We start from the raw sequence: 14,525 nt of genomic DNA, 5'->3' as shown, positions 1-14,525 counted from the left end.
CCGTTAATAATGCGGGCTGGTTTAGCACTGGCCCGCCCATTATCCCTAATAGCATAAGTTACCCCGGCAGACATTATTACGTTGCACAGTCTGAGTTTTGTCATGAGCTAAAGGCGCGGACGATATCCCAATAATGGCACAGGATAATGGCGCAGGGTCGTACAGGTGGAAGCAATGGGTCGTATTTATATTTCTGCAATGGATATTCTCTATCTGATTGCCATGTGGGTTTCCGGGCTAACGTTATTGGTCATGACACTGATCATTCCGGTTGGCATTTTCGCACGCTATGTATTGAACTCCGCGCTCTCCTGGCCGGAGCCGGTTGCCATTATCTGCATGGTAACCTTTACCTTTGTCGGTGCCGCCGTCAGTTACCGCGCCTGTTCGCATATTGCCGTGAGCATGGTGACCGATCGTCTGCCTGAGAGCGGCAAGCGCGTGTGCAGTTTTCTCACCAACATGCTGATGCTACTGATCAGCGGATTTATCCTCTATTACAGCACGCAACTTTGCATCGAACTGTGGGAACAGCCCGTGGCTGAATTTCCGGTACTGACAGCCGGCGAGACCTATCTGCCGCTGCCGATCGGCTCTTTGATCACACTGCTGTTTATTGTCGAAAGAATATGCTTTGGTCCGCAGGATAAACGTCCTGTCGTGATGCTGGGCAGCGCTTAATCCGGAGGCATTACCATGGATGCATTTATTTTAGTTGCCGCGCTGGCGGTGCTGCTCGCCGTTGGCGTACCCGTGGCCTACGCCGTGGGTCTTAGCGCCATTGTCGGTGCGTTCTGGATCGATCTGCCGCTTGAAGCGGTGATGATCCAGATAACCAATGGGGTGAACAAATTCTCCCTGTTGGCCATTCCGTTCTTTATTCTGGCTGGTGCCATCATGGCGGAAGGCGGTATTGCCCGCCGGTTGGTGAACTTCGCCTATATCTTTGTGGGCTTTATTCGAGGCGGCCTGTCGCTGGTAAATATTGTGGCCTCCACCTTCTTTGGTGCCATCTCAGGTTCCTCGGTTGCCGACACCGCCTCCATCGGCTCAGTGATGATTCCTGAAATGGAGAAAAAAGGGTATCCGCGTGATTTTGCCGCCGCAGTGACCGCCAGCGGTTCGGTACAGGCCATCCTCACGCCGCCTAGCCATAACTCGGTCATCTACTCGCTGGCCACCGGCGGCACGGTATCCATCGCCTCACTGTTTATCGCCGGTATCATGCCAGGCCTGCTGCTGAGCTTTACCATTATGGTGATGTGCGTGGGCTTTGCCCATAAACGCGGTTATCCCAAAGGTGAGCGGGTGCCTTTCAAACAGGCGCTTAAAATCTTTGTTGATACGCTGTGGGGCCTGATGACCGTGGTCATCATCATGGGCGGGATTCTTTCGGGGATCTTCACCGCCACCGAATCTGCGGCTATCGCCTGCGTGTGGTCCTTCTTCGTCACCATGTTTATCTACAGAGACTACACCTGGGCAGAGCTGCCGAAGCTGATGTACCGCACGGTAAAAACCGTCACCATCGTGATGATCCTGATCGGTTTTGCTGCGGCTTTCGGTGCCATCATGACCTACATGCAGTTACCGAGTCGCATTACCGAATTCTTCACGTCTATCTCGGATAACAAGTACGTCATTCTGATGTGGATCAACATCATGTTGCTGTTGGTCGGCACGCTGATGGATATGGCCCCGCTGATCCTGATCCTGACGCCGGTACTGTTACCTGTCGCCATTTCACTCGGGGTCGATCCGGTGCATTTCGGCATGATCATGCTGGTTAACCTGGGGATTGGTTTGATCACCCCGCCGGTTGGCTCCGTGCTGTTTGTCGCCAGTGCCGTGAGCAAACAGAAAATAGAGCAGGTGGTGAAGGCGATGGTGCCCTTCTACTGCGGCCTGTTCTTCGTCTTGATGCTGGTCACCTACATTCCCGCCATTTCCCTGTGGCTGCCCAAGTTTTTCGGCGTTCATACCGGGTAACGCCGCCTCAATTGCGCCAGCCCTTCGTGCGAGACGGGCTGGCACTTCCCTGCTTTCTCCAGCATGACATCATTTCTGCCTCCTCAAAAACAGTGACTCTGACCGTTTTTCTCCCAGATGAAAAAAACGCAATCCCTCTCTTCTTCACACCATGCTAACGTAACCGCTTCCATTCTCTTTGGTGAAACAGACATGAGCAGCAAGAAAACAGCAACGACGCTGGTCTCAGCAGGACGCAGCAAAAAATACACTCAGGGATCGGTCAACAGCGTTATCCAACGCGCCTCATCGCTGATTTTTGAGACGGTTGCCGACAAGAAACAGGCCACCCTCAACCGGGCCAAAGGCGGCCTGTTTTACGGACGTCGCGGCACCCTGACCCACTTCTCATTGCAGGAAGCGATGACGGAGCTGGAAGGCGGCGCGGGCTGTGCGCTCTATCCGTGCGGCGCAGCGGCAATCTCTAATGCGATCCTCTCCTTTGTTTCAAGCGGTGATCATGTGCTGGTGACCGGTTCCGTCTACGAACCGACCCAGGCGTTCTGCGATAACGTGCTGAGTAAATTCAATGTCTCTACCCGCTACTTTGATCCGCTTATCGGTGCGGGTATTGCTGACCTGATTCAGGAAAACACCAAAGTGGTGTTCCTCGAATCTCCCGGTTCCATCACCATGGAAGTGCACGATGTGCCAGCCATCGTCAGCGCAGTGCGTCGCGTTAACCCCGATATCGTGATCATCATGGATAACACCTGGGCGGCGGGCATTCTGTTCAAAGCGCTTGAGTTCGATATCGATATCTCTGTGCAGTCCGGGACCAAATATATTGTCGGCCACTCCGATGCCATGCTGGGCACCGCCGTTGCCAACGCTCGCTGCTGGGATCAGTTGCGTGAGCACTCCTATCTGATGGGGCAGATGGTCGATGCCGACACCGCTTACGTCGCCAGCCGCGGTCTGCGCACCCTCGGGGTTCGCCTCAAGCAGCATCAGGAGAGCAGCCTGCGCATCGCCCACTGGCTCGCTGAACGGCCAGAAGTGGCGGTCGTCAACCACCCGGCGCTACCGAGCTGTAAAGGGCATGAGTTTTATCTCCGTGATTTCACCGGATGTAACGGATTGTTCTCCTTTGTGCTAAAGCAAAAGCTGAGCAAGGAGCAACTGTCCGACTATCTGGACAATTTTTCGCATTTCAGCATGGCCTATTCCTGGGGCGGTTTCGAATCCCTGATCCTGGCGAATCAGCCGGAGGATCTGGCCTCGATTCGTCCCGCTGGCGGCATCGATTTCACCGGCACACTTATTCGGTTACATATCGGGCTTGAAGACTGTGATGATCTGATCGATGATTTGACAGCCGGATTCAACAGAATTCACAAAGTGTGACGGCGATATCCCTTGATATGGCTGCGGTGGTGTGTGTAAAGCGTGTATGATGAACGGAATAAGTAAGACAAAAAAACCGCTTTACACGAATAACAGAGCTTATGTCTGTCGCCGAATGGCGTTCGTATTGGCGACACTAAGATCTTGGCCCTACGCTATTGCTTAGCGACACAGATTGATCCGTTCGACGTTTGTGCGAGCAGGGTTGTACTTTGGGCCCCTACACCTGGCAGGAAGTAATATGAGTGTGGTTCACGACATCATTCAGGCGCTGTGGCAACAAGATTTCAGTGCGTTGGCCGACCCCAATGTTATCTGGGTTATCTACGGCATTCTTTTCACGACCTTATTTCTGGAAAATGGCTTGCTGCCGGCCTCGTTTCTGCCGGGTGACAGCCTGCTACTGCTCACCGGGGCCATGATCGCCAAAGGCGTGATGAGCTTCGTGCCCACCATGTTACTGCTTACCATCGCGGCCAGTCTCGGCTGTTGGCTCAGTTACCTGCAAGGTCGCTGGCTAGGGGATACACGCCTCGTAAAAGGGTGGCTGCTGCAACTGCCAGCACACTATCACCAACGCGCCTACCATATGTTCCATCGTCATGGGCTGGTGGCATTGTTAGTGGGCCGCTTTCTGGCCTTTATCCGTACTCTATTGCCAACCATGGCAGGCATTTCTGGCCTCAACAGCCTGCGTTTTCAGATATTTAACTGGCTGAGCGGTTTCCTGTGGGTGTTTGGTATTGTCACACTGGGCTATGCCATTAGCCATGTACCCCTGGTCAAGCGTTATGAAGACCAGGTCATGACCGCCCTGATCATTCTTCCCATTGTGTTACTGATCAGTGGATTGATTGGCATGCTGGTGATGTTGTGGCACAGAAGGCGCTCCGCCGCCTAACGCAGGACCTCTCCAGGCTCTTTCAACGGTACCCGCTACCCTCTGATTTTCTTGATGTTACGTGCAAGAAAAGCAGGTACCGTTACCTCTCCTCACCGCTTTGCTGCTATTTTCGGCTAGACTTAACCGACATGTCCTGTCCATTACGAACAGGGTTGAAGGGATACCATTCATCACCGTATCCGGTGGCTGAACACTAACCGAGCCCTTGCCGACCTCGGCAGGGAGGATTCTCGAATAAAGGAGAATGACATGACGACGCAACCCATGATCAAACTGGCCGACGGCAACATCATGCCGCAGCTCGGCCTGGGCGTGTGGCAAGCGACACACGAACAAACAGTGGCTGCGGTGACCGATGCGCTACACACCGGCTACCGGGCCATTGATACTGCCGCGATTTACAAAAATGAAGCAGGCGTCGGAGAGGCGTTACAGTCCAGCACGCTGCCCCGCGATCAGCTGTTTATCACCACCAAACTGTGGAATACCGATCAGTCCGATCCGCAAAAAGCGCTGGAAGAGAGCTTACAAAAGCTGCGGCTGGATTTTGTCGATCTCTATCTGATCCACTGGCCAGTGCCGGATCAGGATACCTATGTTGACGCCTGGCGCGGCCTGCTGCGTTTGCAGGAGCAGGGACTGGTAAAAAGCATTGGCGTGAGCAATTTTCATCCACACCATCTACAACGCCTTAAAGCAGAAACCGGCGTATTCCCGGTCATAAATCAGGTTGAGCTACACCCTCTGTTCCAGCAGCGCCAATTACACGCCTGGAATGCCACGCACCAGATTCAAACCGAGTCGTGGAGTCCGCTGGCACAAGGGGGAGAAGGGGTATTCGAGCAACCGCTGATCCGTCAGCTCGCGCTGAAATACGGCAAAACGCCCGCACAGATTGTGATCCGCTGGCACCTGGATTCTGGTCTGGTGGTGATCCCCAAATCCGTTACCCCGACGCGCATCCGAGAAAATTTCGATGTGTTTGATTTCCGTCTCGACAAAGACGAACTGGGCGAGATCGCCAAGCTGGATGCGGGTAAACGGCTGGGACCAGACCCGGATGTGCCACGCACCACGTTTCCAACCAAAGATTAAACGCGCTTCCGCCACTGCCGGTGGCGGAAATTTTTTTTTTCCATGGCACTCGCCTTTCCCCCGAAGATTCCTATCAAATAACAATCAGAATTTTCCCCAACGTTAACAGAAACCAAACAAGCACTCCGCATCCGTTGATCGGGTATAAGCCCTACTCCATGCTTCATGGCGCAGTTCAGGCGTTCGTGTAATACCCAAAACCCTATGAATGATGGAGATGTTACCGATGAAAAATGCAATCAAATATCTGCTCTTGGCGAGCATATTGAGCCTTACCGCAGGCGTTAACGCGCACATAGGCAACGATCGGATGTATTTCAACGACCCGGCAACAGGTCCGGACGAGGGCTCCGCAGAGTGGGTACGCTGCCAGGCTCGCGGCGGTTGTCAATAATCTGACGAGACAGCCAGCCTCAACGACAATGAGGCTGGCTGAAATACGGCTTCAATCCGATATCTGTATTTCGTAGATATCACTGCGACAGTAAATTTCACAATATTCGAGCAAACCATTTTGCCCATTGTAGGTATGCTGGCGATAAAACAGCAGCGGCATGCCTGGCTGAATGTTTAACAAACGCGCGGTTTCAGCCTGACAGGCAATCGCCTTGATGCGCACCTTCTTTTTCGCCGGGAGAATCCCACGCTCCGCCCAGTATTGATAGAGCGAGTGCTCCAGAATCTCCGGTGCGGGCAACAGTGCCAGCGGGATCCATGTGGTTTCCAGCGACACAGGTTCACCGTTGATCAACCGCACTCGCCGTAGTTTGGTCACCCGCTCACCTTTCAAGGCAGGAACGCTGTTAGCAACCTCGTCCGGCAACAGCGTGGTGGTACGCTCCAGCCAGCGATTACCGGCAACACCTCCGGATTGCAACACCAGCTTGGTGAACCCGGCTTCTTCGTCATCCAGCGAATAGTCAAGGTGCTGGCTGATACGCGTTCCGACGCCCTGCTGGCGAACAATCAATCCCTTTTCTTCCAACAACGCCAAAGCGCGAGAGACCGTAACGCGAGAAATGTCCAACTGCTGCGCAATCGCGCGTTCAGCGGGAAAGAATTGCCCTGCCAGCGCTTTGTTCTGGTTGATGCCTTGCTCCAAAACCATCGCTAATTGCATATAGCGCGGTGCTGTAGAGGGTTGCTCAAGTGTGTGCCTGACCCAACGAAATAGCTCCTGCATAGTACGGCCTTATAGTGTTTTTTTGCGCCACGGGTAGCATCCCCCCGACAGGTGTCAGCATGGCAGGGGCACATTACCACGAGACAAGACTCAGGACTGGTATTGGTATCTCAATGGCATTTAATTGGACTTGCTTTTGTACTGTGGATTGTATACATTAAATACAGACGTGCCAACACCAGGGGGTCATTTAGTTGACCACAAAGCAGCGTCTCACGACACAGATCACAATAATGTCCTTGTTATTTAAGTAGATCGTGCGATGAGAACAGCGCTCAGAGCAGAAAATGTGAACTGAGCAGGTATGCCAGCCGTTGTTTCAATGGCATACGAAAGGACTTTTAGCAATACCAGGAAAATACGTAGCAAAAATGTCGTGCAGTGAAGAATATCATTAGAAATACAGCCATTAACATGAAATGGCATAAAGACAACACACAGCAATAAGCAGTACTTAGTGCCAGACACCTTAGGCACATAACAACACCTTTAACAGTCGTTTTATTTTGTCACTCGGTATCACTCGTTTCACCCACGCATGAACTGAGAAAAGGGGCGGTCATTCTATTTTGGCAGCCCCTTTATTTTTTCCTCACCAGCGCCACGCGCACTCCTCACACCACAGCTCAACAAACGCATTAAATTACTGTCTGTCCTGCCGTTCCGCTGCTATGTTTTAACATCGGACTCTCTTCGGCATGGCTGCCGTTATCAATAATCACTGCATGCCTGCCCTTTCCGCCACCCGCTTCATTAAGGCCAACAAGGAGCCGCCGTCATGGGTGAAACACAGCAGAATAAAACTTGGCAAGTTGAAAATACGGGAATTGATATTGTTCCTGCTGCGGAGCGCACAGGAAAACCGTTAGAACTGTTCTGGATTTGGTGTGCTGCGAATATTGGTATTCTTGGCATCGTTTATGGTGCCATTATCGTCTCGTTCGGATTATCGTTTATTCAGTCGCTGCTCGCCGCCATTGTGGGCGTCGCCAGCTTCGCACTGGTCGGATACACCTCGTTTGCCGGGCAAACGGGCCGCACCGCCACATTGACCTTGTCGCGTGCGGTGTTTGGCCTGAAGGGCAATATCGCCCCTACGGCTTTTGGCTGGTTTACCCTGATGGGCTGGGAAGCCGTTAACCTGACCACCGGCACGCTGACGCTGGTAGCCCTGTTTGAAGCCATCGGTTTTACCAGCAGCCCCACGCTGAACGCCATCTGCCTGATCCTGTTTGGCGGCCTGACCATTGTGGTGAGTATTCTGGGGCAAAACACCCTGATCCTGATGCAAAGCTGGATCACCAAAATCTTCGGCACCATGACGCTTATCGTCGTCGCTTATATCTTGTTCAACACCCCGTGGGGAGTGGTGCTGGCGATGCCTTCCGGCAGTTGGCTGACAGGCTTCCTGCCCGCAGTATCCGTGATTGCGGCAGGCACCGGGGTTGGCTGGGCCATCGCCGGGGCGGACTACAGCCGCTATCAAAACCCCACGACGTCGCGCGGCAGCGTCTTTTTTGCCGTGGTCGGCGGCTCGGCGTTACCGCTCGTCCTGCTGATGCTGGCAGGCATTTTACTGTCCGCCCAGCTACCGGAGTTAACCAGTTCGGCTAACCCTATCGCGCTTATCGGGACGGTGTTGCCGCCGTGGATGTCAGTGCCCTACCTGCTGACTGCCACGGCGGGTATCGTTACTATCGCGGTGCTCAGCCTCTATTCCGCCAGCCTGAACCTGCTGGCTATCGGCGTAAAACTGCGCCAGTCGGTGGCGGTTTCTCTGGATGCCGTGCTGGTGGTGGGCGTTGCTGTCTACGTCCTGTTTGTCTCGCAGGATTTTCTTTCGCCGTTTATCTCGTTTCTGATCTTTTGTGGTCTGTTTCTCGGCCCGTGGTCTGCGGTGTTTATTCTGGACTATATCTGCCTGCGCCAGCACCACGGCTACGATAACGATGCGCTGTTTGCCGTCAATGGCAAGAATAGCGGCATACGCTGGGTGCCGTTACTGTGCTGGCTGTTGGGCGCGTTTGCCGGGCTGATGGTGACCAGGACTGGCTTTATCGATGGCCCGTGGGCAACCGGTATCTTTGAAAACTCCAGCCTTGGGCTGTTCCTCTCCTTCGGCGTCAGCGGCGTGACGTATGGCCTCTATGTCATGCTACAGCCCAAGGAGAACCACTAATGCATGAAGAGAAAACGCTCCGACACGTGCTGGTGATCGGCGGTGCTTGCGGCGATATGCTGCTGGGCGTTCCACGTATGCCGCTCAGTGGCGAAGACGTGGAAGCCAAAGACAACGGGCTGCAAATCGGCGGTTGTGCCTTTAACGTAGCGCGCGCACTCACCCGCCTTGGCGCGTCGGTGCTCAACGGCATGCCGGTGGGCAACGGCACCTGGGGTAATGCGGTGGAAACCGCCATGAAAGCACTGCATCTGCCGGTGCTGATGCGCCATACCGATATGGACAATGGCTGGTGCTTGGCGCTGGCGGAGCCGGGCGGCGAACGCACGTTTATCAGTATCACTGGCTGTGAGGCCCACATCACCACTTCCATGCTGCACCACCTGCAACCCACCGCCGATACGCTGATTTATGTGAATGGCTACGAGTTGTTTGGTACTGGCGGTGCCGCACTGCGCGCCTGGGTTCTGGCGCAACCCCAGCAAAAGCTGATCGATTTCGGCCCTCGCTTACCGGGTATCCCGCCCGGCTTTATCACTGCGCTGTTTGGCAGTCGCACGCTATTGACGCTAAACCGTGACGAGGCGCGGCACCTGCTGGGCGAAGGCGATATTATCGCGCTGGCACAGCAGTACGCCGCGCGCAGCGGACTCACGTTAATTTGTCGACTGGATAAGGAAGGGGCATGGATTTGCCCACCGGACGCCGCGCCGCAAGCCGTGGCGCCGTATCCGGTCACAGTGGTAGACAGCATTGGTGCGGGCGATGCGCACTGTAGCGGGTTGCTGGCGGGCCTTTCTGCGGGCTGGCCGCTGACGCAGTCGGTCGATTTGGCTAATCGCGTTGCCGCCTGCATGGTTGCCGTTCAAGGCTCGTCACAGCCTCCCGACTGGAATACGCTAGACGACTATTTCCCCGACGCCGCTCCGCTGCCCGCCTTCCCCACGCGCTAAGCCACCAGCACGCTTATTCGGTACGCCCCGTTTGGGGCGTACCGCGGCTGGCGCGCCGAAACAGGGTCAGCAGAGTTTTCACCTGTTCATCCAGCGGTGCCAACGCCCGCCGGACAATCAGGTGCAGCGGCGTGGCACGGCGCGTGCCGTGCCCTAACGCCAGCGTTTTTAACATGCCCGACGCCAGCGGTGCGGTGATCCACTCTTCCGGTAACCAGCCATAACCGACCTGATGCATCACCGCTTCAATCGCCGATTCGACGGTGGAGAACGTCCAATATTCAGTGGCCGCCGTTACCGCCAAGGGCATGCTGTTTTCACGGGAAGCGATCCGCACCAGCGGATAGCGCAACAGCGTCTCTTCACGTAACGGCGCAGGCAGTTGATGCAACGGGTGATCGCGGTGCGCCACGGCAACAAAATCGATGTTCATCAGCCATTCGCCCCGTCCCATCATGTCTTCACGCCGCGTCAGTACCGCCACATCGGCATCAACGTCCCAGGATTGGTTCTCCAGTATCTCCGTCAGGTGGAGGTGAGTATCAGGGTGCAACTGCTGAAATTCACGTAAGATGGCAAACAGCGTCTCGCGGGGAAATACGTTATCGACCACCAGATCGAGACGCGTGCGCACCCCCTTTTTCAGCGTGGCCGCCTGCGTTTCCACATAATGAAAGGCATTGAGCAGCGGCCTGACCTGCGCCAGCAGCAGCGCGCCGGCAGGGGTTATCTCCGCTTTACGTCCTTTAGCCTCCAGCAATGCCACGCCGAGGCGCTCCTGAAGCAGCGCCAGATTGTAGCTTACCGAAGACTGGCTGCGATGCGTTGCCTGTGCCGCACGCGCAAAGCTGCCCAGCTCAATCACTTTATCCAGCAAGAACCATTGTTCCAGCGTTGTCTTGTGCATAATCAATCTACATTTTGGATGAATTAGATGGAAAATCAGCGTTATTAATTCATACAGTGACGCAATATGATCCTGACATCAAGAACAAAAGGAGCAGGACCATGAGTACATTTGATAAGCACGATCTCAGCGATTTTGTCGGCAAACATCTGGTTTATACCTACGATAATGGCTGGAACTATGAGATTTACGTGAAGAACGACCACACCTTGGATTACCGCATTCACAGCGGCATCGTCGCTAACCGTTGGGTCAAGGATCAGTTTGCCCACATCGTTCGCGTTGCCCACAGCGTCTATAAAATTTCCTGGACGGAACCGACCGGCACCGATGTCAGCCTGATCGTAAATCTGGGCGATCGCTTGTTCCACGGCACCATCTTCTTCCCCCGTTGGGTTATCAACGATCCGCAAAAAACCGTGTGCTTCCAAAACGATCATATCCCTACCATGGAAGCCTACCGCGCTGCGGGCCCGGCCTACCCAACGGAAGTGATCGACGAGTTTGCCACCATTACCTTTGTGCGTGATTGCGGCCCCGATAACGAGAGCGTGATCGCTTGCCCGGCCAGCGAACTGCCCGCCAATTTTCCTGATACTCTGAAGTAACCGATACCGCAGTACTCTAAGGAACGTCATGAAAATAAAACAGATTGCCTTGATTGGCGCGATGGTGGCAGGCATTGCCGCCACATCCGCCTACGCTGCCCCACAGCAACTCCCCGGCTACACACCCGGAGCTGAGGTCATTCAGATTGCCGCTACCCGCGGACAAATTGATACCATCAGCAATGTGATCTACAGCCAGATCAAAGGCCCACGTGCGGTACGTCAGTTGAGGATGTCGTTCCTCATCCCACGGACTGCCGCACCAAAACCGGCGATTGTCTATTTCCCCGGCGGTGGTTTTACCTCTGCCGATCATGAAAAATTTATCGAAATGCGCATGGCGCTTGCCCAGGCAGGCTTTGTGGTTGCCGCCGCAGAATATCGCACCGTGCCAGACACCTTTCCTGCACCGGTACAAGACGGTAAAGCCGCTGTGCGTTACCTGCGCGAACACGCCGCAGAATATGGCATCGATCCACAACGCATCGGCGTATTGGGCGACTCCGCTGGCGGCTATCTGGCGCAAATGCTGGGCGTAACCAACGGTGAAAAAGCCTTCGATAAAGGGGATTATCTCAACCAATCCTCGGATGTTCAGGCCGTGGTCACCCTCTATGGGCTCTCCAATCTGCTCAATATTGGTGCTGGCTTCCCGGAGAATATTCAGGAGGTGCATCGTTCGCCAGCCTCGACAGAAGCGCTGCTGGTACATGGTGCGGCCTTCCGCGATTTCCCCGGTGCAGCTATCGGCAAGGATGAGAAGAAAGCCCTCAACGCCAGCCCAATGGGGCACATTAACGGCAAAAAACCGCCGTTCCTGATCCTGCACGGCAGCGCGGATACGCTGGTTTCCCCGGTACAAAGTGCTCAATTGTTTAAGGCATTAAAGCAGGGCGGAAATCCGGCAGAGTATGTGTTACTGGAAGGGGCGAATCACGGCGATTTGCCGTGGTATCAAGAGCCGCTGATTCATCGCGTGGTGGAGTGGTTCAAACTGACGCTGAAGGTTTCTGCAACGCAACCCGCAGCGACAGCACAACAGAATCCAAACGCCAATCTGTAATGTGAAGCGTAAAGGGGGCCTACGCCCCCTTATAGTGCCGTTTTACTGCACCACCAGCTGTGCGGTGGAACCACGATCCGCCATCTCCAGCGTGTGGCTGTAGTAGAGGAATGGGAATGACGCCGATGACGATTGGGTGAAATAGACCAACAGTTCGGCGTCGCCATCCACCCACACCGTGTCTTTCCAGCCGCTCTGATCGGCAGCAGGAGCCGCGCCGTTAATGCTGCGCACCAGAAACATCGCCCCCTGAATATGGAACGGCTGCGGAGAATCAGCGTGAACGATCCAGCGTTCACAGCGCCCTTCCTGCGTCTGTACATCCGTGCGCGTCATATCCCACATCGCACCGTTAATCCCCGGCAGGCTATCGCCCAGACGAAACTCTCGCGTGCGGCTGATATTCGCGGGCAGCACAATATCCGTCAGCAAGCGGGCGGGAAGATTATTGGTCACCAGTGGCAACAGGCCGGTGGGTTTTAACGTCAGAATTTGCGTTGATACCAGGATGCTGGAGGGCTCAAACAAGCCGCGCAGACGTTCCATCAGGGTAGCCGCGTCGCCCGCCGTCAAGGTCACTTCACCGCCCTGAGACATATCAATCAGAATTTCACGGCGTTCACCCGGCGCGAGTGAAATCTGATTCAGCGCCAGCGGCAGAGGTAAAAAGCCCAAATCGCTGGCGATAAGGTACATCGGGCGACCGTCGCTCAGACGCATCACGTAACGGCGCGCATTCGACGCGTTCAGCAAGCGCAAGCGCACCCAACCGCGAGAGACTTCGACAAACGGTTCTTGCACGCCGTTCACCAGCAGCGTATCGCCGACGAAGCCCCCGCTGCTGGGCGGGTTGTAGACCGGCACGCCAAAGTTATCCAGGCGTTTGTCCTGAATAATCAGCGGAAAATCATCCACGCCGTAGTGATTGGGAATCGGCAGGCTCTTGCTGGTGCTGTCTTCCACCAACCAAAGTCCGGCCAGCCCCTGATAAACGTGCGGTGCCATACGATTCGGCGTATTGGCGTGATACCAGCAGGTCGCCGCCGCCTGCCGAATCGGCAGCACGGGGGCCCAGTCGGTGCCCGGAGAGATCATGCGCCCGGCACCGCCCATCAACGGACCCGGCACCTGCAAGCCACTGACCGTCATGGAAACCGGCTCATTCAGGCGGTTACCGTAGATCAGTTTGACGTCATCGCCGCTGAACACTTTTACCGTCGGGCCGAGGTAGCGTCCGTTGATGCCCCACACGGAGGTCTTACGGTCGCCGGAAAACGACCAATGCGCACGCTGCATGGTCAAAAAAACGGGCTGCCCGCGACGGGACTCCAGCAGGGGCGGAATAGGTAGCGCATTTTGCTTACCCTTTGCCAGCGCCGTCGCAGGTAGCCCGCCCGCACACACCATAAGCCCCGATGCCTGAATAAACTGGCGGCGGCTAAGTGACATAAAAACTCCGTAATCTTGCTAACCAACCGTGTACGCCCGCCAACGCAGAGGACGTAAAAAACGCTAACGCTTCGCCGCTTTCTCCCGCTCAGCCACTTCAACATTCAGTTCAACCAAACGCGCCGCCATCACATCATGACAATGGGCAGCCAGTTCACGCACCTGCTCTTTGCCATAGGCAGAGGTGTCAATCGGTGGCAGCATTTCAACGATAACATGGCCGTTATTCCACCGGTTCAGTTTGACCTTATTGTGCGTGTCGGTCACACAAATCGGCACAATCGGTACGCCTGCGCTGATCGCCGCATGGAAAGCGCCGGTCTTAAACGGCATCAATCCACGGCCACGGCTGCGCGTGCCTTCTGGAAACATCCAGACAGAAATATTGCGATCTTTAATGTGTTGAACAACTTGCGCAATGGTGCCGTGCGCCTTGGCACGGTTTTCTCTGTCAATCAGCAAGTTACCGGCCAGATAGTAGAGCGGCCCAAAGAAAGGGATCCACATCAGGCTTTTTTTACCGACGGTCACCGTGCCCGGCTGCACCGCATTTGCCGCCGTCACCATATCGTAGTTGTTCTGATGGTTGGCAATGTAAATGCAGTTACCATAGTTTCCCGCATCCGCAGGCACTCTGACTTCCACTTTTAGGCCAAACAGGGTCGATAGCCGCCCAAACGCATGACCAAAGGTCGCCACGTGACGCGGATTCTTCGGGCTAAACAGGCAGTAAATCGTACCGAACAGGCAAATCAGAATGGAAAAAATCACCACTACCACAAAACGGATAATGAATAACATAACAACCT

General features: G+C 54.9%; 13 protein-coding genes. 9 read left to right on the top strand and 4 right to left on the bottom strand.

Annotated features, from left to right (window positions below):
* Nucleotides 1-174: 174 nt before the first annotated feature.
* The 5 genes from J5069_RS10730 (at nucleotide 175) to dkgA (ending at nucleotide 5,374) form a co-directional block, all read left to right on the top strand.
* On the top strand, nucleotides 175-681 hold the full coding sequence (locus tag J5069_RS10730) for a TRAP transporter small permease (RefSeq protein WP_264643895.1): 507 nt from the start codon (nucleotides 175-177) through the stop codon (nucleotides 679-681).
* A 15-nt stretch (nucleotides 682-696) separates the two neighbouring features.
* Nucleotides 697-1,989, top strand: coding sequence for a TRAP transporter large permease (locus tag J5069_RS10725; RefSeq protein ID WP_264643894.1), 1,293 nt, complete (start codon nucleotides 697-699; stop codon nucleotides 1,987-1,989).
* Between the two features lie 192 nt (nucleotides 1,990-2,181).
* Nucleotides 2,182-3,375 (top strand): cystathionine beta-lyase, encoded by a 1,194-nt coding sequence (metC, locus tag J5069_RS10720; protein ID WP_264643893.1) that lies wholly within the window; start codon nucleotides 2,182-2,184, stop codon nucleotides 3,373-3,375.
* A gap of 241 nt (nucleotides 3,376-3,616) precedes the next feature.
* Nucleotides 3,617-4,276 (top strand): DedA family protein, encoded by a 660-nt coding sequence (locus J5069_RS10715; RefSeq protein ID WP_264643892.1) that lies wholly within the window; start codon nucleotides 3,617-3,619, stop codon nucleotides 4,274-4,276.
* Between the two features lie 252 nt (nucleotides 4,277-4,528).
* A complete protein-coding gene (gene dkgA / locus J5069_RS10710; RefSeq protein WP_264643891.1) occupies nucleotides 4,529-5,374 on the top strand; it encodes a 2,5-didehydrogluconate reductase DkgA in 846 nt (281 codons plus the stop codon).
* Nucleotides 5,375-5,819: 445 nt separating this feature from the next.
* Here the strand turns inward: dkgA and J5069_RS10705 are convergent, their stop codons facing one another.
* The gene (locus J5069_RS10705; RefSeq protein WP_264643890.1) at nucleotides 5,820-6,557 is read right to left on the bottom strand and encodes a GntR family transcriptional regulator; all 738 of its coding nucleotides are present in this window, start codon (nucleotides 6,555-6,557) and stop codon (nucleotides 5,820-5,822) included.
* A gap of 778 nt (nucleotides 6,558-7,335) precedes the next feature.
* On the opposite strand from J5069_RS10705, the gene J5069_RS10700 reads away from it, so the two are divergent.
* The gene (locus J5069_RS10700; RefSeq protein WP_264643889.1) at nucleotides 7,336-8,736 is read left to right on the top strand and encodes a purine-cytosine permease family protein; all 1,401 of its coding nucleotides are present in this window, start codon (nucleotides 7,336-7,338) and stop codon (nucleotides 8,734-8,736) included.
* The gene (locus tag J5069_RS10695; protein WP_264643888.1) at nucleotides 8,736-9,689 is read left to right on the top strand and encodes a PfkB family carbohydrate kinase; all 954 of its coding nucleotides are present in this window, start codon (nucleotides 8,736-8,738) and stop codon (nucleotides 9,687-9,689) included. Before J5069_RS10700 ends, J5069_RS10695 begins: the two co-directional genes overlap by 1 nt.
* 13 nt (nucleotides 9,690-9,702) lie before the next feature.
* Here the strand turns inward: J5069_RS10695 and J5069_RS10690 are convergent, their stop codons facing one another.
* Complete coding sequence (locus tag J5069_RS10690) at nucleotides 9,703-10,596, bottom strand: LysR family transcriptional regulator (RefSeq protein ID WP_264643887.1); 894 nt, start codon at nucleotides 10,594-10,596, stop codon at nucleotides 9,703-9,705.
* Between the two features lie 101 nt (nucleotides 10,597-10,697).
* Here J5069_RS10690 and J5069_RS10685 point away from each other — a divergent pair, with 101 nt between their 5' ends.
* Both J5069_RS10685 and J5069_RS10680 read left to right on the top strand, forming a co-directional pair.
* Nucleotides 10,698-11,204, top strand: coding sequence for a phenolic acid decarboxylase (locus J5069_RS10685; RefSeq protein ID WP_264643886.1), 507 nt, complete (start codon nucleotides 10,698-10,700; stop codon nucleotides 11,202-11,204).
* A 28-nt stretch (nucleotides 11,205-11,232) separates the two neighbouring features.
* Complete coding sequence (locus J5069_RS10680) at nucleotides 11,233-12,267, top strand: alpha/beta hydrolase (protein WP_264643885.1); 1,035 nt, start codon at nucleotides 11,233-11,235, stop codon at nucleotides 12,265-12,267.
* Nucleotides 12,268-12,309: 42 nt separating this feature from the next.
* Here J5069_RS10680 and ftsP read toward each other — a convergent pair whose 3' ends face one another.
* Complete coding sequence (gene ftsP / locus J5069_RS10675; RefSeq protein WP_264643884.1) at nucleotides 12,310-13,716, bottom strand: cell division protein FtsP; 1,407 nt, start codon at nucleotides 13,714-13,716, stop codon at nucleotides 12,310-12,312.
* 63 nt (nucleotides 13,717-13,779) lie between these two features.
* Nucleotides 13,780-14,517: a 1-acylglycerol-3-phosphate O-acyltransferase gene (locus tag J5069_RS10670; RefSeq protein ID WP_264643883.1), complete on the bottom strand. Its 738-nt coding sequence runs from the start codon at nucleotides 14,515-14,517 to the stop codon at nucleotides 13,780-13,782.
* Nucleotides 14,518-14,525 lie beyond the last annotated feature (8 nt).

The sequence above is a fragment of the Candidatus Symbiopectobacterium sp. NZEC127 genome (assembly GCF_025962675.1).
Lineage (GTDB): Bacteria > Pseudomonadota > Gammaproteobacteria > Enterobacterales > Enterobacteriaceae > Symbiopectobacterium.
Note: the sequence above shows the minus strand (reverse complement) of the source record. Positions and strands in the feature narration are given on the sequence as shown.

Excerpts from the sequence above, each read along its gene's own strand:
- J5069_RS10730 (WP_264643895.1), top strand. The coding sequence starts at position 175 with ATGGGTCGTATTTATATTTCTGCAATGGATATTCTCTATCTGATTGCC.
- ftsP (WP_264643884.1), bottom strand. The coding sequence starts at position 13,716 with ATGTCACTTAGCCGCCGCCAGTTTATTCAGGCATCGGGGCTTATGGTG.
- J5069_RS10670 (WP_264643883.1), bottom strand. The coding sequence starts at position 14,517 with ATGTTATTCATTATCCGTTTTGTGGTAGTGGTGATTTTTTCCATTCTG.
- J5069_RS10685 (WP_264643886.1), top strand. The coding sequence starts at position 10,698 with ATGAGTACATTTGATAAGCACGATCTCAGCGATTTTGTCGGCAAACAT.
- J5069_RS10695 (WP_264643888.1), top strand. The coding sequence starts at position 8,736 with ATGCATGAAGAGAAAACGCTCCGACACGTGCTGGTGATCGGCGGTGCT.
- J5069_RS10680 (WP_264643885.1), top strand. The coding sequence starts at position 11,233 with ATGAAAATAAAACAGATTGCCTTGATTGGCGCGATGGTGGCAGGCATT.
- J5069_RS10725 (WP_264643894.1), top strand. The coding sequence starts at position 697 with ATGGATGCATTTATTTTAGTTGCCGCGCTGGCGGTGCTGCTCGCCGTT.
- J5069_RS10700 (WP_264643889.1), top strand. The coding sequence starts at position 7,336 with ATGGGTGAAACACAGCAGAATAAAACTTGGCAAGTTGAAAATACGGGA.
- metC (WP_264643893.1), top strand. The coding sequence starts at position 2,182 with ATGAGCAGCAAGAAAACAGCAACGACGCTGGTCTCAGCAGGACGCAGC.
- dkgA (WP_264643891.1), top strand. The coding sequence starts at position 4,529 with ATGACGACGCAACCCATGATCAAACTGGCCGACGGCAACATCATGCCG.
- J5069_RS10690 (WP_264643887.1), bottom strand. The coding sequence starts at position 10,596 with ATGCACAAGACAACGCTGGAACAATGGTTCTTGCTGGATAAAGTGATT.
- J5069_RS10715 (WP_264643892.1), top strand. The coding sequence starts at position 3,617 with ATGAGTGTGGTTCACGACATCATTCAGGCGCTGTGGCAACAAGATTTC.
- J5069_RS10705 (WP_264643890.1), bottom strand. The coding sequence starts at position 6,557 with ATGCAGGAGCTATTTCGTTGGGTCAGGCACACACTTGAGCAACCCTCT.